Raw genomic sequence first — 20,466 nt, forward strand, 5'->3', positions numbered from 1 at the left:
TACGTCTCCTATTACCCGCTAGGGACGCTGCAATCTGAACCAGTAGAACCCGTAACCTCCCAGTGTCAACAGATAGGACAATTCTCCGATCTTCGGGAAGCGTACGCCCCCCAGCAGCTCAACGGGTTCGATGTTCTGGTATTCACGCAGGTCGAGCTCGGTGGGCTGGGCGAAGCGGGAGAAGTTCATCACGCAAAGGACCAGGTCGTCCTGCGAAGGGTCGGCCCCGCGCAGCTCCCGCATGAAGGCGAAGACCGAGGGGTTCGTGGACCCCAGCTCGGTGTACGTGCCTAGTCCGAATGCCGGATTCTGCTTGCGGACCTCGATCATCCTCTTGGTCCAGTGCAGCAGCGACGAGGAGTTCCGGGTCGCGGCCTCGACATTCGTCGACTGGTAGCCGAAGACCGGGTCCATGATCGCCGGCAGGTAGAGCCGGCCCGGATCGCACTGGCTGAAGCCCGCGTTCCGGTCCGGGGTCCACTGCATCGGCGTACGGACGCCGTCGCGGTCGCCGAGCCAGATGTTGTCGCCCATCGCGATCTCGTCGCCGTAGTAAAGCACCGGGCTGCCGGGCAGCGACAGCAGCAGCGCGTTGAACAGCTCGATCTGGCGGCGGTCGTTGTCCAGCAGCGGGGCCAGCCGTCGCCGGATGCCGACGTTGGCCTTCATCCTCGGGTCCTTGGCGTACTCCGAGTACATGTAGTCGCGCTCTTCGTCCGTGACCATCTCGAGCGTGAGCTCGTCGTGGTTGCGCAGGAAGATGCCCCACTGGGTGTTCTTCGGGATCGCCGGGGTCTGGGCCAGGATCTCCGAGACCGGGTAGCGCGATTCGCGGCGCACGGCCATGAAGATGCGCGGCATGACCGGGAAGTGGAAGGCCATGTGGCATTCGTCGCCGCCGACGGCCGGGTCGCCGAAGTAGTCGACCACGTCGCTCGGCCACTGGTTCGCCTCGGCCAGCAGCACCCGGTCCGGGTACTCGCTGTCCACCATCTTGCGCACCCGCTTGAGGAACGCGTGCGTCTCCGGCAGGTTCTCGCAGTTGGTGCCCTCGCGCTGGTAGAGGTACGGGACCGCGTCGAGCCGGAAGCCGTCGATGCCGAGGTCCAGCCAGAACCGCAGCGAGCCCAGGATCTCCTCCTGCACCCGCGGGTTCTCGTAGTTCAGGTCCGGCTGGTGCGAGAAGAACCGGTGCCAGTAGTACTGCTTGCGGATCGGGTCGAAGGTCCAGTTCGAGGTCTCGGTGTCGACGAAGATGATCCGCGCGTCGGCGAACTGCTTGTCGTCGTCGGCCCAGGTGTAGAAGTCCCCGTACGGACCCTGCGGGTCGGTCCGCGAGGCCTGGAACCAGGGATGCTGGTCGCTGGTGTGGTTCATCACGAAGTCGATGACCACGCGGATGCCGCGCAGGTGCGCCTGCTCGACGAATTCCACGAAGTCGCCGAGGTCACCGAACTCGGGCAGCACGCCGGTGTAGTCGGCCACGTCGTAGCCCCCGTCGCGCAGCGGGGATTTGAAGAACGGGGGGAGCCAGATGCAGTCGATGCCCAGCCACTGGAGATAGTCCAGGCGCGAGGTCAGGCCCTTCAAATCGCCGGTGCCGTCGCCGTTGGCGTCCTGGAAGGAGCGCACCAGTACTTCGTAGAAGACGGCGCGCTTGAACCAATCCGGGTCGCGCTCGCTCTTGGGTAGGTCGAGCGGGCTGTCGGAGACGGGCTCGTTGACGATCACGGTCACTCCTTGGCTTCAGGAGGAGCACTCTGCGGTGCCAGGTGGATGAGCACCCCCACCGCTGCCCGAGTCAACGCCGGAGGGTCAGCAGGTGTGCGGGGTTCTCGTGAGGGTCGAGGCGGATGTAGTTTTCCCGTCCCCAGTGGAACACGCCGCCGCCTAGCTCGTCGTGCACGACGAAGCGGTCCGTCCAACCGAGGCCGAGTGCGGGAAGGTCGAGATGGACCGTGGCCTCCCGCGTGGTGTGCGGATCGAGGTTGACGACGATGATCACCGTGTCGCCCTCCTGGTCCCGCTTGGAGAAGCACAGCACAGCATCGTTGTCCGTGTGATGGAAATGCAGATTCCGCAACCCTTGTAGGGCACGATGGTTACGTCGGAGGGTGTTGAGCCTGGTGAGCAGAGGAGCCAAGGACCTACCTTCGGCCTCCGCCGCGGCCCAGTCACGAGGTCTCAGCTGGTACTTCTCCGAGTCCAGGTACTCCTCGCTGCCCGGGGCCGCGGGCAGGTTCTCGCACAGCTCGTATCCAGAGTAGACCCCCCACGTCGGTGCGAGCGTCGCGGCGAGGATAGCGCGGATCTCGAAGGCCGGACGACCGCCCTGCTGGAGGTACACGGGCAGGATGTCCGGGGTGTTCACGAAGAAGTTCGGGCGCAGCAACGGCGCGCTCCGCGTGGACAGTTCCCGCAGGTAGTCCTCGAGTTCGTCCTTGGTGTTGCGCCAGGTGAAGTACGTGTACGACTGGTGGAAGCCGATCGCCGCGAGGGTGTGCATCATCGCCGGACGGGTGAAGGCCTCGGCGAGGAAGAGCACGTCCGGGTCGCTCGCGTGGATCCGCTCGAGCAGCACCTCCCAGAACGCGACCGGCTTGGTGTGCGGGTTGTCCACCCGGAAGATCCGCACGCCGTGCTCCATCCAGAAGCGCAGCACCCGCTCGCACTCGTCGATCAGGCCGGGCAGGTCCGCGTCGAAGTAGACCGGGTAGATGTCCTGATACTTCTTCGGCGGGTTCTCGGCGTACGCGATGGTGCCGTCCGAGCGGTGCCTGAACCACTTCGGGTGCTTCTCCACCCACGGGTGGTCCGGCGAGCACTGCAGCGCGAAGTCGAGGGCGACCTCCAGGCCGAGCCCGGTGGCGCGCTCGACGAAGTAGTCGAAGTCCTTGATGGTGCCGAGCTCCGGGTTGACGGCGTCGTGGCCGCCCTCCGGGGAGCCGATGGCCCAGGGCGATCCCGGGTCGAACTCGCCGGCCACCAGCGAGTTGCCCGCGCCCTTGCGGAAGGTCGTGCCGATCGGGTGGACCGGCGGCAGGTAGACCACGTCGAAGCCCATGGCGGCGATCCCGGGCAGCCGCTCGGCCGCGCTGCGGAAGGTGCCGGAGCGGGGCGGACGCAGGCCCAGCGGGTCGATCCGGGCGCCCTCGGAGCGCGGGAAGAACTCGTACCAGGACCCGTACAGCGCCCGCTCCCGGTCCACCCGCAGCGGCAGCGGCTCGCTCGCGGTGACGTGCTCGCGCAGCGGACGGACGGACAACGCCTCGTGCACCGCCGGGCTGTCGGCCAGCGCCAGCCGGGCCTCAGGGCTCGCATTCTCGTCGCGCAGCTGCGCGGCGGTCTCCAGGAGCAGGTCCCGGCCGGGGTATTCGACCTCTTGCTCGGGTGTGACCGGAATCACAGTTTCGGCCGTCGCCGCCCGCTCGAGCAGGGTCGCGCCGTCGGCGAAGACGACCTCGATGTCCTGCCCGGCCGGGATCTTGGCGCGGGCGACGTGGTACCAGGTGGCCACCGGGTCGTCCCAGGCCTCCACGTGGAAGGTCCACTCCCCCGGCCGGTCCGCCTGCACCCAGGCCTCGTACCGGTCGGTCCCCGGCGCCCCCTCGTGCATCCGGTGCCAGCCGTCCGGTCTCCCCTCCGGATCGGTGAGCACGACGTTCGCGGCCACGGCGTCGTGGCCCTCGCGGAAGACGGTGGCTGAGACGGGGAAGCGCTCGCGGGGAACGGCCTTGGCCGGGCGGGCGCCGTCGAGGACTCGAGGCTGGACATCGAGTAGCGGGATGCGTCCGATCACACTTTAAGTTCTATCCGAATCCGGCCGACCGTACTACCGCAGGGGGCCGAACGTCTGGTGTCTTCGTCACATGTGGACGCGGCCGGCACCGAATGGCTCTCGCATGTTGGCGGTCGCTGTACGTGCGGGCGGCGCTGCGGCTAGGCTCGATCAGCATGAAGGCGATCCGGCGCCTGACGGTGCGCACAGTCCTGCCCGAACCCCTCTCCGCGCTGACCGGACTGGCGATGAACCTTCGCTGGTCCTGGCACGAGCCGACGAGGGCGCTGTTCGAGGCGATCGATCCAGAGCAGTGGGATCGGGCCCATCACGACCCCGTCCGGCTCCTCGGCTCGGTGGGCACCGAGCGCTTCGCGCAACTGGCCGCGGACGGGCACTTCACCGCCCGGGTCGCGGCGGCCGCGGAGGACCTGCGCGACTACCTGACCAAGCCCAAGTGGTATCAGACCCTTGACGACCCGCCGCACGCGATCGCGTACTTCTCCCCGGAGTACGGCCTCACCGCTGTGCTGCCGCAGTACTCCGGCGGACTCGGCATCCTGGCCGGCGACCACCTGAAGGCCGCGTCCGACCTGGGCGTTCCGGTGATCGGGGTGGGCCTGCTGTACAAGCGCGGCTACTTCCGCCAGTCGCTGTCCAGGGACGGCTGGCAGTTGGAGACCTATCCGCTGCTGGATCCGGACAACCTGCCGCTGACCAAGCTGCGGGACGCCGAGGGCGCGGCCGTACGGGTGACCATCGGCCTGCCCTCGCTGCGCGAACTGGTCGCCCAGGTCTGGCTGGCCAAGGTCGGCCGGGTGCCGCTGCTGCTGCTGGACACGGACATCGAGGAGAACGCGGACGGCGGCCGCGACGTGACCGACCGACTCTACGGCGGCTCCCCCGAGCACCGGCTGCACCAGGAGATGCTGCTGGGCATCGGCGGCATCCGGGCGGTCCGCGCGTACTGCGCGATCACCGGCACGCCGGAGCCCGAGGTCTTCCACACCAACGAGGGGCACGCCGGGTTCCTCGGCGTGGAGCGGATCCGCGAGCTGGTCGAGGACCGCTCGCTGGACTTCGACGAGGCGCTGGCCGCGGTGCGCGCCGGAACGCTGTTCACCACGCACACCCCGGTGCCCGCGGGCATCGACCGCTTCGCGAAGGACCTGATCGCCGAGCACTTCGGCGGCGAGAACGGCAACCCGGGCGTGCCGGTGCAGCGGGTGCTGGCGCTCGGCGCCGAGACCTTCCCCGGCGGCGACCCCGGCTGCTTCAACATGGCGGTGATGGGCCTGCGGCTCGCGCAGCGGGCCAACGGCGTGTCCGTGCTGCACGGCGAGGTCTCCCGGGGCATGTTCGGCGGGCTGTGGCCGGGCTTCGACGAGCCGGAGGTGCCGATCACCTCGATCACCAACGGCGTGCACGCGATGACCTGGGTGCATCCGCTGGTCACCGAGCTGATCGAGCGCGAACTCGGCCCGGAGGCGATGAAGGCGCCGTTCGAGGCGGTCGGCCGGATCCCGGACAAGACGATCTGGGAGATCCGCAACCGGCTGCGCGCCGAACTGGTCGGCGAGGCCCGGCGCCGGGTGTACGAGTCCTGGCTCTCCCGTGGCGCCTCGGCCGCCGAACTGGGCTGGACCGGCTCGCTGCTCGACCCGAACGCGCTGACCATCGGCTTCGCCCGGCGGGTGCCCTCGTACAAGCGGCTGACGCTGATGCTGCGCGACCGGGAGCGGCTGATCCGGCTGCTGACCGACCCGGACCGGCCGGTACAGCTGGTCATCGCGGGCAAGGCGCACCCGGCGGACGACGGCGGCAAGCGGCTCGTGCAGGAACTGGTCCGCTTCGCGGACGACGCGCGGGTGCGCCACCGCATCGCCTTCCTGCCGAACTACGACATGGCCATGGCGCAGACCCTGCTGCCCGGCTGCGACGTGTGGCTGAACAACCCGCTGCGCCCGCTGGAGGCCTGCGGCACCTCGGGCATGAAGTCGGCGCTGAACGGCGGTCTCAACCTGTCGATCAAGGACGGCTGGTGGGACGAGTGGTACGACGGCGAGAACGGCTGGGCGATCCCGACCGCGGACGGCGTGGAGGACCCGGACCGGCGTGACGAGCTGGAGGCGTCGGCGCTCTACGACCTGATCGAGCACTCGGTGGCCCGCCGCTTCTACGACCGGGACGCGGCCGGACTGCCGACCCGCTGGATCGAGATGGTGCGGCACACGCTGACCAGCCTCGGCCCGAAGGTGCTGGCCGGCCGGATGGTGCAGGACTACGTGCAGCGGCTCTACGAGCCCGCCGCGCGCTCCAGCCGGGCCGCGGCGGCCGAGGACTACGCCGGCTCGCGGGAGCTCGCCGCCTGGACGACCAGGGTGCGCCGGATGTGGCCGCACGTGGCGATCGAGCACGTGGACGCCGAGCCGGACGACGCTGGCGAGGGCGGCCGCCGGCCGAGGCTCGGCGGCGGGCTGCGGATCAGGGCGCTGGTGCAGATCGGCGAGCTGGCCCCGGACGAGGTGCAGGTGCAGGCCGTGTTCGGCCGGGTGGACGAGGACGACCAGCTGCGCTCGTCCTCGATCGCGCAGCTCACCCACCTGGGCGTGGACGAGATCGGCCGGAACCGCTACGAGGGCGTGATCGACCTCGAGCAGTCCGGGCCGTTCGGCTACACGGTCCGGGCCGTGCCGCAGCACCGGCTGCTCTCCTCCCCCGCGGAGATGGGCCTGGCGGCGCTGCCGTACTCGGGCTGATTCGGTCGGGCTCTCGATCGGAACCGAGGCGAGCTGAGCCGCCGTCAGTCGCTCGGTCAGTTGGCTATCCCCAGGGTGAACCAGACGGTCTTGCCCTGGGGGTGGCTGCGCACTCCCCAGTCCGTCGAGAGCTCGTCCACCAGGTGCAGGCCGCGGCCGCCCTCGTCGCCGACCTGGACGTTGCGCAGCCGCGGCACCGTCGGGTTGCCGTCGGAGACCTCGATCATGACGTTCGCGGAGTCGCGGGTCATCCGCAGCCCGAAGGGCGCGATGCCGTATCGCAGCGCGTTCGTCACCAGCTCACTGACCAGCAGTTCGACCACGTCGGCGAGTCCTTGCAGACCCCAGGCGAGCAGCCGGTCCCGGATCAGGTCTCTGGCTTGGGCCACGGCGGTGGGCCGGGCGGTGAGGGTCCACGCGGCGGCATCGGCCTCCGGCAGCCGGCCCAGCTTGGCGAGCACGAGGGTGGCGTCGCCGGTGTGCTCGCCGTTCCCGAGCATCGTGTGGCTGATGTGCTCGCAGGTCTGGTCCAACTGCTCGTCGGGAACGTCCTCGGCCTTGTCGAGCAGCCGTCCGAGTTCGGCGATCGCGCCGTCGGCGTCCTCGCCGAGCGCGTGTCCGAGCAGCCCGTCGGTGTAGAGCGCGAGCAGCGAGCCCGGCGGGATCGTGCACTGCCGCTCCTCGAACTCGCCGCCGCCGACACCGAGTGGCGGGCCGATCGGCAGCGCGACGCGGTACGCCGGGTCGTAGGGCGTGCGCAGCAGCGGCGGCAGGTGTCCGGCGGAGGCGAACACCGCGGTGCCGTCGGACAGGTCGCAGCTGACGTACACACAGGTGCTGGTGTATTCGTCCCCGAGGGATGCGGCGAGCACGTCGAGCCGATGCAGCACCTGCGCCGGGCTGAGATCCATCTGGGTCAGCACTCTCGTCGCACTGCGGAACTGGTCGGCCACCGAGGGTGGCGTGGGCAGGTCCCCGCCGAGCACGTCGCCCACCACGAGCACCAGCCGATTGCCGGGCAGACCCAGCGAATCCGCCCAGTCGCCGCCTTTCGCCCCGGTCAGGCCGGTGCGGCGCCGGTACGCGACGCGCACTCCGGCCACCTCGGGTGCCGAGGAGGTGCTGGGCATAGGAGCGGATCCTGGGGTCGTTCGGGACGAGCCTTACACCCTCCTCATCCCCCGAGACAACCCGTTTAATAGGACTTTCGACGTGTTTTACGCCACCCGGGTCCCGGGGACCACTTCAGCGTCGAGCGCATCGAGGATCACGTAGTCTCCCTCGAGCCAGGGCACCTCGCGCACCTCGGGCGTTCCGGCCGTGAACCAGCGCACCTCGTCGTGGCTCTCGATCGGCGCGGGTTCGCCGGAGAGCAGTTCGGCCCGGTACGTGCGCACCAGGTAGCGGCCGTTCGGCGAGAGGTACTCGGGGCCGACCGGTTCGCCCACCGCGATCTCCACCCCGAGCTCCTCGAGGCACTCCCGGATCAGCGCGGCCACGTCGTCCTCACCCGGCTCGACCTTGCCGCCGGGGAACTCCCACAGCCCCTTGAACGACTCCGGCTCGGTGCGGCGGGCGCCGAGGAAGCGTCCGTCGCGCTCGATCACGGCGGCGACGACGGGGATGAGCGGTTCACGCGGCGACTGCGGCTCGGTCATGAGCTCCATGGTGCCAGGCTCCGCGGCCGAACCGATTACAGCTCGCGAGTTGCGGCGGGGTTCATGAGGGCGGAGATACTGGGGTTCATGCCCAGCATGCACGCTTACGACGCCGAACTCGCCGACCTGATCTTCGACTACATGCGCGAGCGGCTCCAGCTCGACCCGGTCCCACTGGACCATCCGGGCCGCAAGGACAAGCTGGAATCGGTGCTGGCCGGGCTGATCGGCCCGGCCGGGCACGACCCGCGGCGGGTGCTGTCCGTGTACGACGACCACCTGTCCCAGGCGGTGATCTCCTGCGACAGCCCGCGGTTCCTGTCCTTCATCCCCGCCGCGCCGACGAAGGCCGCGCTGCTGTTCGACATGGTCGTCTCCTGCGCGTCGCTGCAGGGCATCTCCTGGCTGGAGGCCTCGGGCGCGATCGCCGCGGAGAACCAGGTGCTGCGACTGATCGCGGATATGGCCGGGATGGGCGCGGAGGCGGGCGGCTGCTTCGTCACCGGCGGCTCGGCCGGCAACCTCTCGGCGCTCGTCGTGGCCCGCGACACGGCCAGGACGCGGCTGGGCCTGGGCCCCTACGACCCGGTGCGGATCGCGGTGAGCGACCAGGCGCACTCGTCCATCGGCAACACGCTGCGGATCATCGGCGTGGAGCCTCTCGTGGTGCCGAGCGACGACCACCGGCTGACCGGCGCGAACCTGCGCGCGACCCTGGCGGCGGACGACAGCGGCATCCCGGTGATCGGCGTCGTCGCCACCGCGGGCACCACCAACGCCGGCATCATCGACGACCTCGAGGGCGTCGCCGAGATCGCCAAGGAGCGGGACCTCTGGTTCCACGTCGACGGCGCGTACGGCGGCGCCGGCCTGTTCGCGCCGAGCGTGCGCGCCCGATACGACGGCATCGAACACGCCGACTCGTTCGTGGTGGACCCGCACAAGTGGCTCTTCGCCCCCTTCGACTGCGCGGCGCTGGTGTATAAGAACCCGAAGCTCGCGAAGGCGGTGCACACCCAGGACGCGTCGTACCTCGACGTGATCCACATGGACACCCCGGACGAGTGGAACCCGACCGACTACGCGTACCACCTGACCCGCCGGGCCCGCGGCCTTCCGCTCTGGTTCTCGCTGGCCGTGCACGGCACCGACGCCTACGCGCAGGCCATCGAGGCGGCGCTCACCCTGGCCCGCGAGTCCGCGCAGCTGATCCGCCGCCACCCGGAACTCGAGCTGATCCGCGAGCCCGAGCTGTCCTCGGTCCTGTTCCGCCGCAAGGGCTGGAGCGCCGAGGACTACCAGGCCTGGTCCGACCGCCTGCTCGCCGGCCAGATCGCCTTCGTCACCCCGACCGGCTGGGAGGGCGAGACGGTGGGCCGCTTCGCCTTCCTGCACCCGCACACCACGCTCGGCACCGTCGAGGAGATCCTGGCCACGATGGCGTGAGGAATCAGGACTCTGACTAGAGCGCGGCGCCGGAGTGTCCCGACGCGGGCAGCCACACAAGAATATTGATATGCCGGGCGGCGACTTGCGCGGCGTGCCCCGGTGTCGATTCAATGGGCCCCGAATCTTTGTCGTGGGTTGGGGATCTCATGGAAGCATTGACCGCGCAGGATCCGGCCCGGATAGGCCCGTTCCGCCTCGTGGCGCGGCTCGGCCGGGGCGGCATGGGCCGGGTGTACCTGGGGCGGGACGAGGGCTCGGGGCGGCACGCGGCGGTCAAGACGATTCACGGGGAACTGGCGGCCGATCCGGAGTTCCGCACCCGCTTCACGCAGGAGGTCAACGCGGCGCTGCGGGTGCGCGACGAGTACATCGCCGAGGTCGTGCTCGCCGACCCGGCCGCGGCGGTGCCGTGGCTGGCCACCGCGTACGTGCCGGGCATCTCGGTCGAGGACGCGGTGCGCAAGTACGGGCCGATGTCCGCCGACTCGGTGCGGATGCTCGGGGTCTGCGTCTCCCGCGCGGTCGCCGCGATCCACGCCGTAGGCCTGGTGCACCGGGACCTCAAGCCGGGCAACGTGCTGCTGACCGCGCAGGGCCCGAAGGTGATCGACTTCGGCATCGCGCGCGGCGTCGGCGACGAGGGGCTGACGAAGACCGGCATGGTCGCCGGTTCGCCGCCGTACATGGCGCCGGAGCAGCTGGTCACCGGCGAGTTCGGGCCGGCCTCCGACGTGTTCTCGCTCGGCGCGATCCTGCACTACGCGGCGACCGCGGCGGGCCCGTACGGCCGCGGCGGCGCGCAGGAGCTGTACGCGCGGGCGCTCGCCGTCGGCCCGACCGTCGCTCCGGACCTCGCGGACGCGATCGCGGTGCCGGTCTCGCACGCGCTGTCGCGGGAACCCGGCTCCCGCCCCTCGGCCGCGGAACTGGTGGCCGAGCTCGAGCTCGAGCCCGGCGAGAAGCCGGCGCCCGGCTGGCTGCCCGGGAACGTGACGCAGGAGATCCTGACTCAGGCCACTGAGGCGCTGACCACGGCGTCGGCCGCGTTCGACAGGCTGCCGCCGCCCGGGCCGCAGCAGCCGCAGGCGCCGACCTTCGCGCCGCCGTTCCCGCAGCCGCAGTCGGGTCCGCCGTCGCACCCCTCGAACCCGCAGAATCCGACGTTCGGCCCGCCGCCGGTCTCCTCGAGTCCGCACAACCAGTTCGGGCCGCCCTCGAATCCGTCGAATCCGTCGAATCCGCGGAACCCGACGTTCGCGCCGCCGAACAGCCAGCCGAATCGGCCGTTAGGCCCGCCGCAGCAGATGTTCCAGCAGCCGCAGGGCTACCCGCAGACCCCGCCGCGGCAGACGCCCGTGCCGCCGCAGCCCCAGCAGCGTCCGTTCCCGCCGCAGCAGGGCGGCTCGTACGGCCCGCGGCCCGGCACCGCGCCGCAGGGCACCGGCTACCGCTACCCGCAGGCACCGCAGCCGCAGTACCCGCAGAGCAACGGGATGGGCACCGCCGGGCTCACGCTCGGCATCATCGGCCTGTTCCTGCCCTGCCTGCTGATCTTCGGCATCATCTTCAGCGGCATCGGGCTCTCCCGGGCCGGCCAGGGCCAGCCCTCGGGCACCTCCAAGGCCGGACTGATCGTCAGCCTCGTCGGCCTCCTCGGCTGGATCCTGCTGATCGTCTTCGCGGTCACCCACGCCACCTCGTCCTGAGCTCGGAGACAGCGCGATGGCCGTCCCCGCCGGGGACGGCCATCGCGTTTCATCCGTGCTCCGCTACCAGATCAGGTGCGACCAGAGGTACAACGGGTTCGGCGTGCCGACGCCGGTGACGTCGTCGTACCCGCGGGTGGCCGCGAGGATCTGCGTGTCGCCGAAGGTGACCGCGTACGCGGTGCCGGTGCCGTCCGAGGTCGGCATGTCGTTGTACGCCTTGGTGCCCGGGCCATTGCCCGTCACGTCGTCGTACGCGAAGCTGCCGGACCGCGCGTAGATCGCCGGGTTGGCGAAGCCGATCGGCTGGTAGCCCTGCAGTTCCATCGCGTCCGCCTGCAGACCGGCGAACAGCGGGCTGGCCAGGCTGGTGCCGCCCCAGGCGGACTCGCCGTAGCCGGTGCTGCCGTCGGGCAGTTGCTGCGTCTGGCCGACCAGGAAGCCGGTGTACGGGTCGGCGTCCATCGACACGTCGGGCGTGACGCGCATCTTCGTACTGGTGGTGACGCCGGTCGGCAGCGTCGTGGCCAGCGAGTTCGGCACGACCCACCGCTGGTACCACGGCTGGGCCACCGTCGCGCTGGTGCCACCGCCGCCACCGAAGTACCAGCCGTACTCGGTCCAGCCGGTGCTCTCGTTGAGGAAGATGTCGGTGCCCCAGGCCGTGTTCCACTCCGCCTGGCCGTGCTTGCCGATCGCGACGCTGGTGCCGCCGACCGAGGTCGCCCACGCGGACGAGGACGGCCAGTCGGTCTGCGGCTGCGACGAGGTGTCGTTCGTGCCGCAGCCGGTGGTCGGGATCTCCGCGCCGCAGTCGCCGGACGAGAAGTTCATCTCGATGCCCTCGGCCGCGGCCTGCATCAGCACCTGGTCGTACTCGGCCATCACCGTCGCCGCCAGATTGCCGGTGGTGGAGAAGACGGGCTCGCCCCAGGAGTTGGAGACGATGTCGGCCGAGTGCGTGTCCACGATCTGCTGCAGCGCGGCGAGCATGTCGGAGTCGTTGCAGGAGTTGGAGGCGTAGTAGTGCACGGTCGCGCCGGGGGCCATCGCGTGCACGGACTCGACGTCGATGTGCTCCTCGGGCGACCAGCCGGCCGCTCCGCCGCACGCGCTCTGCGCGGTCCACAGGGACGGGGTCTCGGTGTCGAGGAACTGGCCGGACTTGAACGCCTGGTCGCCCTGGTTGACCGCGTACATGTTGGCGTCGGAGAGGATGTCGCCGCTGCCATAGGCGTCGATGATCGCAACCGTCACGCCGCGGCCGTTCACACCGCCGACGCCGTACGCGCTGCGCAGCTGGCTCGGGACGTACCCGCACACGACGTACGGGTTGTCCTTGGTCCCGTTCTCGGCCGGGGCGTTGGTGTCCTTGGCCTGGCCGTAGTAGCTGGAACACGGAGTCTGTCCGACGTAGTACGCGCCGTCAGCGCTCTTCGTCATCGTCGGCTTCTGCCCGGTGATCTGAGTCTCCACCTGCGCGGTGCTGACCAGGCTGGACGGCTTCATGATCGTGGACATGCTGCTCAGACCGTCGATGGTCAGCACGTCCGCGGCGATCGAGGACGGCACCTTCGCGTCCGACGAGGGCGCGCGGTAGGTCTTGCCCTTCACCGCGTAGGAGTGCAGTGACGTGCCGTACGCCGCCTCGGTCTGCGCGGCCGTGCCGGAGACCTCGACGGAGTGGCCGTCGGCGGAGACCGCGTGCAGCCCCGCCGACCGCAGCCACGACTCGACTGCCGTGACCTGCGCCGTCGTCGTGCCGTAGCGGCTCTGGAACTGGCTGGTGCTCAGATAGCGGTGGTAGAGCGCGTTCCCGGGCGTGGAGACGGCGGCGGCGTAGGCCTCCAGCCCTGCCTGGTCCTGGCTCGCCAGGTAGACGGTGGAGGTGACCGAACTCCCGGCGGCCACCGCTCCGCGATCGGCGGATCGAGTAGCCCAGGTGGGCGCCGTGCCGGCGACGCTCGCGGTCGCGGCAGCCGCGCCCGTCGTCGCCGAAGCCGCGGTCGCCGTGACGAACGAGCCGGTCAGCGCTGCCGCGGCGAGCGAGGCGGCGCACAACCGCCGTCGGCGCACGCGCGCGCGAGATATCTCAGGGGCCATACTTCGTGGGTCCTTCCCCAGGATGGCCCGAGCGGTCTGCGGGTAGCACGAGATCGCCGGGCAGGCGGAAAGTACTACCTGGAGTTAGTACTCTCCCACCCGGCGCGTGACAAGAGCCGCACGATCACAAGCTGGGAAAGGCCGTTGAGGTTTAAGGGAATTCGAAACGCTACGGAAACGATCTTAGCTTTCGATCATGCGCTCGCGGGAAGATTCATTGTGGATCATTCCGCCGCCGCCTTCCCCTGCCGCTACACGTTGAAGCGGAATTCGACGACGTCGCCGTCGGCCATGACGTAGTCCTTGCCCTCGATGCGGGCCTTGCCCTTGGCGCGGGCCTCGGGGACGGAGCCGCAGGCGACGAGGTCGTCGTAGGAGACGATCTCGGCCTTGATGAAGCCGCGCTGGAAGTCGGTGTGGATGACGCCGGCCGCCTCGGGGGCGGTGGCGCCCTTCTTGATGGTCCAGGCGCGGGCTTCCTTGGGACCGGCGGTCAGGTACGTCTGCAGGCCGAGGGTGTCGAAGCCGACGCGGGCGAGCTGGCTGAGGCCGGACTCCTCCTGGCCGATGGACTGAAGCAGTTCGAGAGCCTCGTCCTCGGGGAGCTCGATCAATTCGGACTCGATCTTGGCGTCGAGGAAGATGGCCTCGGCGGGGGCGATCAGGGTCCTGAGCTCCTGCTTGAGTTCCTCGTTCGCGAGTTCGTCGGAGTCGAGGTTGAAGACGTAGATGAACGGCTTCGCGGTGAGCAGGTGCAGGTCGTGCAGCGGGGCCGGGTCGAGGCGGGCGGCGAAGACGGTGGTGCCGGTCTCCAGGAGCTTCTGCGCCTGCTCGACGGCGGCGACCTTCTCGGCGAGCTCCTTCTTCATCCGCGCCTCCTTCTGCAGGCGCGGCAGGACCTTCTCGATCGTCTGCAGGTCCGCGAGGATCAGCTCGGTGTTGATCGTCTCGATGTCGGACTCGGGGTCCGGGGCGCTCTTGTCGTCGGCGAAGACCACGTCCGGGTCCGTGAAGACGCGGATGACCTGGCAGACGGCGTCGGCCTCGCGGATGTTGGCCAGGAACTTGTTGCCGAGGCCCTGGCCCTCGGAGGCGCCCTTGACGATGCCGGCGATGTCCAGGAAGTCCACCGTGGCCGGGAGCACGCGCTCGGACTTGAAGATCTCGGCCAGCGTGGCCAGCCGCGGGTCCGGCACGCCGACCACCCCGACGTTCGGCTCGATGGTGGCGAAGGGATAGTTCGCCGCCAGCACGTCGTTCTTCGTCAGCGCGTTGAAAAGGGTCGACTTGCCCACGTTGGGCAGGCCGACGATACCGATTTGCAGACCCATGAACAGCAAGTCTAGTTGAATGACGGAGTGACTCTCGGCGCGCTCCTCCTCCTGCTGCTCGGTCTGGTTCTCGGCACGGCCCTCGGCCTGCTGTGGGAGCGCTCGCGGCGGGCCACGCGGGCGGATCCGGCCACGTCCGCCGCCCTGGACGGCACCGCGCGGGTGCTGCTGGAGACCGCGGACCGGCAGTTGGCTCAGGCCAGCGCGCCGATCCACGAGTCGCTGCGGCACCTCGACGACCGGCTGCGCGAGATCGAGCAGGGCCGGGTGGCCGCCCAGGCGGCGCTCGCCCGGCAGATCGAGGACGTGCGCACGACCGGGGAGGAGCTGCGCGGGCAGACGGCGGCACTGGTCACGGCCCTGCGCACGCCGCAGGTGCGCGGCCGCTGGGGCGAACTGCACCTGCGTCGCGCGGTCGAGCTGGCGGGTCTGGTGGACCGCTGCGATTTCACCGAGCAGCTGGTCATCCCGGCCCAGGAGGGTGCTGATTCGGGCGACGGGAGCGGGCCGGCCTTCGGCACCGCGCGGCCTGACCTCGTCGTGCACCTGGCCGGGGACAAGCACGTGGTGGTGGACGCCAAGGTCCCGCTCGGCGCGTTCCTGGAGGCGGCGGAGGCGGCGGACGAGGTCACCCGCCAGGAGCGGCTGCGCGCGCACGCCAAGCAGCTCCGGGCGCACGTCGACACGCTCGCCTCGCGCGCCTACTGGAAGCGGATGGCGGCGGCCGGGGCGCCGACCGCCGAGTTCGTCGTGCTCTTCGTGCCCGGCGAGGCCTTCCTCTCGCACGCGCTGAGCGCCGACCCGGAGCTCGTCGAGTACGCGGCGGAGCGCAAGGTCGTGCTGGCCAGCCCGATAACGCTGATCACGCTGCTGCGTACGGTGGCGTACGCCTGGACGCAGGACACGCTCGCCAGCGAGGCCCGGACGATCGTCGAACTCGGCCGTGAGCTCTACGACCGGATCGGGGTGTTCACCGAGGCGCTGGACACGGTCGGCCGCTCGCTCGGCGCCTCGGTCGCGGCGTACAACCGGGCGGTCGGCTCGCTCGACACGCGGCTCCTGGTGACGGCCCGCCGACTGCGCGAACTCGGCCTCGACGACGGTCAGCCGCCGAGCGCCCGGAGCCTGGACACCGCGGCGAGGGCGGTCGCTCAGCCGCCCGAGTGAGCGATTGATTCGAGGGTGCGTCGCAGGCCTTCTGTCGGCGTGTCAGCTCGTACTGTTATACGTATGAGTCAGAACCGCGCCCCCGCTTATCGGCAGCAGCTGCCGCGGGCCAGAGCACCGCGGCCGACTGCCTACCGGCCTGGCTCGGCTTCACACGGCGTCGGACCGCTGACGGGGCTCGGCGTGGCGCTGGTGCTGCTGGCCGGCTGCGTGCTCGGCTCGCTGCTCGACTTCTTCCTGGTCGGCGGTCCGGACTGGGCGGTCGCCGCGCTCTACATCGCGGCCTGCGGATACACCGCGAGCCGGGTGCGCGGCGCGGACTGGTACGCCGCGCTCGTCGCACCGCCGATCGCCTTCGCGATCTCGATGATCCTGCTGGCCAAGCTGATGCCGGAGTCCTTCGGTCCGGGACTGCTCGGCCTGCTCGCGACCATCGTCGAACTGCTCGCCGCGAAGGCCAAGGCGCTCTACATCGGCACGGCGCTCTCGGCGGTCATCCTCTGCGTGCGCGCGGCGCGCGGGGGACGTCGGCTCCGTACCCGCAGGTGACTACAGCCTCTTCAGCTCGTGCGGGAGCGCGAACAGCAGCTTCTCCTGCGCCGAACGCACTTCCTCGACGTCCGCGTAGCCGTGCTCGGCGAGCAGCTCGAGGACGTCCTGCACCAGGTTCTCCGGCACCGACGCGCCCGAGGTGAGGCCGACCGTGTTCACGCCCTCGAACCAGGCCGGATCCACCTCGTCGGCGAAGTCCACCAGGTACGACGCGGGCACGCCGACCTCCAGCGCGACCTCGACGAGCCGTACCGAGTTCGAGGAGTTCTTCGAGCCGACGACGAGCAGCAGGTCGCACTCTCCGGCGATCTGCTTGACCGCGATCTGCCGGTTCTGCGTCGCGTAGCAGATGTCGTCGGACGGCGGGTCGAGCAGCAGCGGGAAGCGCGTCTTGAGCTTGGCGACGGTCTGCTGGGTCTCGTCCACCGAGAGCGTGGTCTGCGAGAGCCAGGCGACCTTCGCCGGGTCGCGCACCTCGATCGAGTCGACCGACTCGGGCCCGTCGACCAGCTTGATGTGCTCGGGGGCCTCGCCGGTGGTGCCGATGACCTCCTCGTGGCCCTCGTGCCCGATGAGCAGGATGTCGTAACCCTCGTCGGCGAAGCGCACGGCCTCCTTGTGCACCTTCGTCACCAGCGGGCACGTCGCGTCGATGGTGCGCAGGTTGCGCTGTTTGGCGCTCTCGTGCACGCCCGGGGCGACGCCGTGCGCCGAGAAGATCACCAGGGAGCCCTCGGGGACCTCCTGGTTCTCCTCGACGAAGATCGCGCCGCGCTCCTCGAGGGTCTGCACGACGTGCTTGTTGTGCACAATCTCCTTGCGCACGTAGACGGGGGCGCCGAAGCGCTCGAGCGCGTTCTCGACGGTCTGCACCGCGCGGTCCACACCCGCGCAATAGCCGCGCGGCGCGGCGAGTAGCACTCTCTTGCGGGGGACGGGGTCGGCGGAAACCGGAGCAGAGACCATGCACCCATGGTATTCCGGTGCCGCCCCGGTCCCTAGCCCGGCCGCGTGATCTTCACGACGTTTGCACATCCGTTTCCCGCTTCGGGGCGCGTCCGGCGTGCTGCCGCCACGGTGTCGACGTGCTGTCGGCGCGGCGCTCTAGTGTTGGGCCATGGCTTTGGAGAGCTCCTTCGACGAACCGGTGCCGGTGGCGAAGGTCGCGACGCTGGTGGCGCAGTGGATCGACCGGCTCGGCGTGATCCACGTGGAGGGGCAGATCACGCAGATCAGCCGCCGTCCGGGCGCGGGAGTGGTCTTCCTGACGCTGCGTGACCCGGCGCAGGACGTGTCGATGTCGGTCACCTGCATGCGCGGGGTCTACGAGCAGATCATCCCGGCGCCGGCCGAGGGCCAGCACGTGGTGATCCGGGCCAAGCCGGCCTTCTACCGGGGCCGCGGCCAGTTCTCGCTGCAGCTGCAGGAGCTGCGGCAGATCGGCATCGGCGAGCTGCTGGCGCGGATCGAGCAGCTCAAGCAGAAGCTCGGCGCGCAGGGCCTGTTCGAGCCGGGCCGCAAGCAGCCGCTGCCATTCCTGCCGCAGCTCATCGGCCTGATCACGGGCCGGGCGTCGGCCGCGGAGAAGGACGTGCTTGAGAACACGCGGCGGCGCTGGCCGGGGGTGCGCTTCGAGGTGCGCGAGGTCGCGGTGCAGGGGGCCACGGCCGTGCCGCAGGTCGTCGGCGCGCTGAAGGAGTTGGACGCGCATCCCGAGGTGGATGTGATCGTGATCGCGCGCGGCGGCGGCTCGGTCGAGGACCTGCTGCCGTTCTCGGACGAGCTGCTGCTGCTGGCCGTCTCGGCGTGCGGCACGCCGGTGGTCTCGGCGATCGGGCACGAGCCGGACTCGCCGCTACTCGACCTGGTCGCCGACCTGCGCGCCTCCACGCCGACGGACGCGGCGAAGCGGATCGTGCCGGACGTGCGCGAGGAGCAGGAGCGGGTAGGGACGGCCCGCGAGCGGATGCGCGGCGCCATCGAGCGGATGCTGGAGCGCGAGGAGCGGGCGCTGGCGAACTGCCGGTCCCGGCCGGTGCTGGCCGCGCCGTACGACATGATCGACCGCCGCGAGCAGGAACTGAAGGATGCGAGCGGACGGACGCGCCGCGCCCTGGAGCACCGGATCGCGCGGGATTCCGAGGTGCTCGAACACACGCTCGCCCGGGTGCGCGCCCTCTCGCCCCTCAAGACGCTCGAGCGCGGTTACGCGATCGTGCAGGCGGCCGACGGCTCGGTCGTGCGAGACGCCGCTGAAGTGACGACGGGTCAGGAACTCGGCGTCCGGCTCGCCGCGGGCCGGCTGGCCGTGTCCGTGACCACCGCTACTCCCGCCGATACGCAAACGACCACACCGACGATTACACCTGGGCAGGCAGCCAACGACTGAGGTGGGTGCCGTACTGCAGGTCGGAGAAGCCGAGCTCGCGGTACAGGTCGTCGCCCATCGAGGACGCGGTGAGCTCGGTCTTCGGCACACCGCAGCTGTCCAGCCACTCGAGCGTCGACTCGACCACGGCTCGCGCGTACCCGCGCCGCCGGTAGTCCGGATCGGTCGAGACGCTCTGGATGTAGCCGATCAGTCCCGAGTGGTTGTCCGGGCTGGGCAGCCGCTGCTGGATCAGGCCGATCGAGCAGGCGGCCAGCTTCCCGGGGAAGTCCCCGGCGTCCACCACGAAGGCCTGGATCATTCCGTCCGGATCGGCGAGGGCCTGCTCGAACGCATCCTTGCATGAGTACTCCCAGAGATCGTCGTGGATCTCCTGGAAGTGCTTGAGCATCACCCGGCGCAATCGGGTCAGCTCCCAAGCGTCCTCGACAGACGCGCGTCGTACCACGACTCCCATACGTGCCTCCCCGGTTTCTGTCCGTAGGGGAATCTATCGTGGAGGCCATGACTACGGAAGAGATCTCCTCGCTCGGCTACGAGCAGGCGCGCGACGAGTTGATCAGCGCGGTGCAGAAACTGGAGGCCGGTGGCCTGGCCTTGGAGGATTCACTGGCGCTATGGGAGCGCGGCGAGGCGCTCGCGGCGCACTGCCAAGCGAAGCTCGACGGCGCGCGCGCCCGGCTCGACGCGGCATTGGGGGCGCAGAACGGGAGCGCGAACGGGGAGAACTGAAAACCCCTCAGGAAAGCGAGGCCGCTGGGGCGGGTGCGTCGGAGCACACCCCGCCCGAGTGGGCGGGGTAGGGAATCGGCCCGGATGTGGGCCCCGCGAAGCGGAGCGAATCATTGCGCACCGCAAGGCCGCCCGCGACTACCCGCCGCGGCCGCTCAGGCCTTCAGGGAGCTTGCCAGGGTCTGCAGCTCGGCCATCGGCGCGGAGCCGGCGATGATCTGGAGGCTCTTGCCGTCGGCGGTCCGGCGGAAGAGCAGGGTCTTGTAGGCGGCGGGCGCGGTGCCGGTGTACTCCGTCCAGCTTTCGCCGGCCACCTGGACGGAGCCGGACTTCTCGGCGTTGGAGGAGGCGGAGCTGAGGAACTGGCCGACGGTCAGGGTGGTCTGCTCGAAGGCGGCGTACTTGCCGGACGGCGTCTGGTAGCCGAGGTGCCAGTCGGCGGCGGTGACGCCCTCCGGCTGGTAGTCGTCGGAGGTCAGCTCCCAGCCGGCGGGCAGGCCGGTGGGGCTGAGCGCGCTGAACGGGAGCGAGCCGCGGGCGGCCGTCAGCATGGCCTGGTAGTCGCCGCTCGACACCGTCGCCACCGGCGAGGCGGAGTGGGTGGCGGGCATCAGCCAGATGACCGCCAGGATCGGCAGCACGATCAGGGTCATCGAAAGGATCATGTCCCGCACGGTCGTGCGCAACCTGGACGGGCCGTTCTTCGCCATGCCGTCCATCATCGCAAGGCGCTCCCCCTGGCCGTACACCGGGTGGGCAGTAGGATCATCGAACCGGCACCCCTCGGCCGGCAACCCCACGTCCGATGATGATCCGACCCTCCGATCCAAGCGGACGATCCA

General features: G+C 70.1%; 16 protein-coding genes. 7 read left to right on the plus strand and 9 right to left on the minus strand.

The window, feature by feature from the left end; all coding sequences use genetic code 11:
- Positions 1-18 precede the first annotated feature (18 nt).
- Both treS and VG296_RS32260 read right to left on the minus strand, forming a co-directional pair.
- Entirely contained in the window at positions 19-1,731 is a 1,713-nt protein-coding gene (treS, locus tag VG296_RS32255; protein WP_325572309.1) for a maltose alpha-D-glucosyltransferase, read from the minus strand.
- A 70-nt stretch (positions 1,732-1,801) separates the two neighbouring features.
- Positions 1,802-3,799 (minus strand): alpha-1,4-glucan--maltose-1-phosphate maltosyltransferase, encoded by a 1,998-nt coding sequence (locus tag VG296_RS32260; protein WP_325572310.1) that lies wholly within the window; start codon positions 3,797-3,799, stop codon positions 1,802-1,804.
- Between the two features lie 155 nt (positions 3,800-3,954).
- On the opposite strand from VG296_RS32260, the gene glgP reads away from it, so the two are divergent.
- The gene (glgP, locus tag VG296_RS32265; RefSeq protein WP_325572311.1) at positions 3,955-6,537 is read left to right on the plus strand and encodes an alpha-glucan family phosphorylase; all 2,583 of its coding nucleotides are present in this window, start codon (positions 3,955-3,957) and stop codon (positions 6,535-6,537) included.
- Between the two features lie 56 nt (positions 6,538-6,593).
- On the opposite strand, the gene VG296_RS32270 is transcribed toward glgP, so the two are convergent.
- Positions 6,594-7,667: an ATP-binding SpoIIE family protein phosphatase gene (locus VG296_RS32270; protein WP_325572312.1), complete on the minus strand. Its 1,074-nt coding sequence runs from the start codon at positions 7,665-7,667 to the stop codon at positions 6,594-6,596.
- 87 nt (positions 7,668-7,754) lie between these two features.
- Positions 7,755-8,204 carry a (deoxy)nucleoside triphosphate pyrophosphohydrolase gene (locus VG296_RS32275; protein ID WP_325572313.1) on the minus strand — a complete coding sequence of 150 codons (450 nt, stop codon included), beginning with the start codon at positions 8,202-8,204 and terminating at the stop codon, positions 7,755-7,757.
- An 87-nt stretch (positions 8,205-8,291) separates the two neighbouring features.
- On the opposite strand from VG296_RS32275, the gene VG296_RS32280 reads away from it, so the two are divergent.
- On the plus strand, positions 8,292-9,641 hold the full coding sequence (locus tag VG296_RS32280) for a pyridoxal phosphate-dependent decarboxylase family protein (RefSeq protein WP_349259787.1): 1,350 nt from the start codon (positions 8,292-8,294) through the stop codon (positions 9,639-9,641).
- Positions 9,642-9,790: 149 nt separating this feature from the next.
- Positions 9,791-11,350, plus strand: a complete 1,560-nt coding sequence (locus VG296_RS32285; RefSeq protein ID WP_325572315.1) for a protein kinase domain-containing protein — start codon at positions 9,791-9,793, stop codon at positions 11,348-11,350.
- Between the two features lie 63 nt (positions 11,351-11,413).
- Here the strand turns inward: VG296_RS32285 and VG296_RS32290 are convergent, their stop codons facing one another.
- Positions 11,414-13,453: a S53 family peptidase gene (locus VG296_RS32290; protein ID WP_325572316.1), complete on the minus strand. Its 2,040-nt coding sequence runs from the start codon at positions 13,451-13,453 to the stop codon at positions 11,414-11,416.
- Positions 13,454-13,704: 251 nt separating this feature from the next.
- The gene (ychF, locus tag VG296_RS32295; protein WP_325572317.1) at positions 13,705-14,784 is read right to left on the minus strand and encodes a redox-regulated ATPase YchF; all 1,080 of its coding nucleotides are present in this window, start codon (positions 14,782-14,784) and stop codon (positions 13,705-13,707) included.
- 27 nt (positions 14,785-14,811) lie between these two features.
- On the opposite strand from ychF, the gene VG296_RS32300 reads away from it, so the two are divergent.
- The gene (locus VG296_RS32300; RefSeq protein ID WP_325572318.1) at positions 14,812-15,951 is read left to right on the plus strand and encodes a DNA recombination protein RmuC; all 1,140 of its coding nucleotides are present in this window, start codon (positions 14,812-14,814) and stop codon (positions 15,949-15,951) included.
- Between the two features lie 63 nt (positions 15,952-16,014).
- Entirely contained in the window at positions 16,015-16,500 is a 486-nt protein-coding gene (locus VG296_RS32305; protein WP_325572319.1) for a DUF6542 domain-containing protein, read from the plus strand.
- On the opposite strand, the gene VG296_RS32310 is transcribed toward VG296_RS32305, so the two are convergent.
- Positions 16,501-17,469, minus strand: coding sequence for a 4-hydroxy-3-methylbut-2-enyl diphosphate reductase (locus VG296_RS32310; RefSeq protein ID WP_325572320.1), 969 nt, complete (start codon positions 17,467-17,469; stop codon positions 16,501-16,503).
- Between the two features lie 151 nt (positions 17,470-17,620).
- Here VG296_RS32310 and xseA point away from each other — a divergent pair, with 151 nt between their 5' ends.
- A complete protein-coding gene (xseA, locus tag VG296_RS32315) occupies positions 17,621-18,892 on the plus strand; it encodes an exodeoxyribonuclease VII large subunit (protein WP_325572321.1) in 1,272 nt (423 codons plus the stop codon).
- Here xseA and VG296_RS32320 read toward each other — a convergent pair.
- Positions 18,864-19,349: a GNAT family N-acetyltransferase gene (locus VG296_RS32320; RefSeq protein ID WP_325572322.1), complete on the minus strand. Its 486-nt coding sequence runs from the start codon at positions 19,347-19,349 to the stop codon at positions 18,864-18,866. The genes xseA and VG296_RS32320 overlap by 29 nt on opposite strands.
- A 47-nt stretch (positions 19,350-19,396) precedes the next feature.
- On the opposite strand from VG296_RS32320, the gene VG296_RS32325 reads away from it, so the two are divergent.
- Entirely contained in the window at positions 19,397-19,624 is a 228-nt protein-coding gene (locus VG296_RS32325; RefSeq protein ID WP_325572323.1) for an exodeoxyribonuclease VII small subunit, read from the plus strand.
- 155 nt (positions 19,625-19,779) lie between these two features.
- Here VG296_RS32325 and VG296_RS32330 read toward each other — a convergent pair whose 3' ends face one another.
- The gene (locus tag VG296_RS32330) at positions 19,780-20,334 is read right to left on the minus strand and encodes a DUF4245 domain-containing protein (RefSeq protein WP_325572324.1); all 555 of its coding nucleotides are present in this window, start codon (positions 20,332-20,334) and stop codon (positions 19,780-19,782) included.
- Positions 20,335-20,466: the final 132 nt, after the last annotated feature.

Source organism: Actinospica sp., assembly GCF_035552695.1.
Taxonomy (GTDB): Bacteria; Actinomycetota; Actinomycetes; order Streptomycetales; family Catenulisporaceae; genus Actinospica.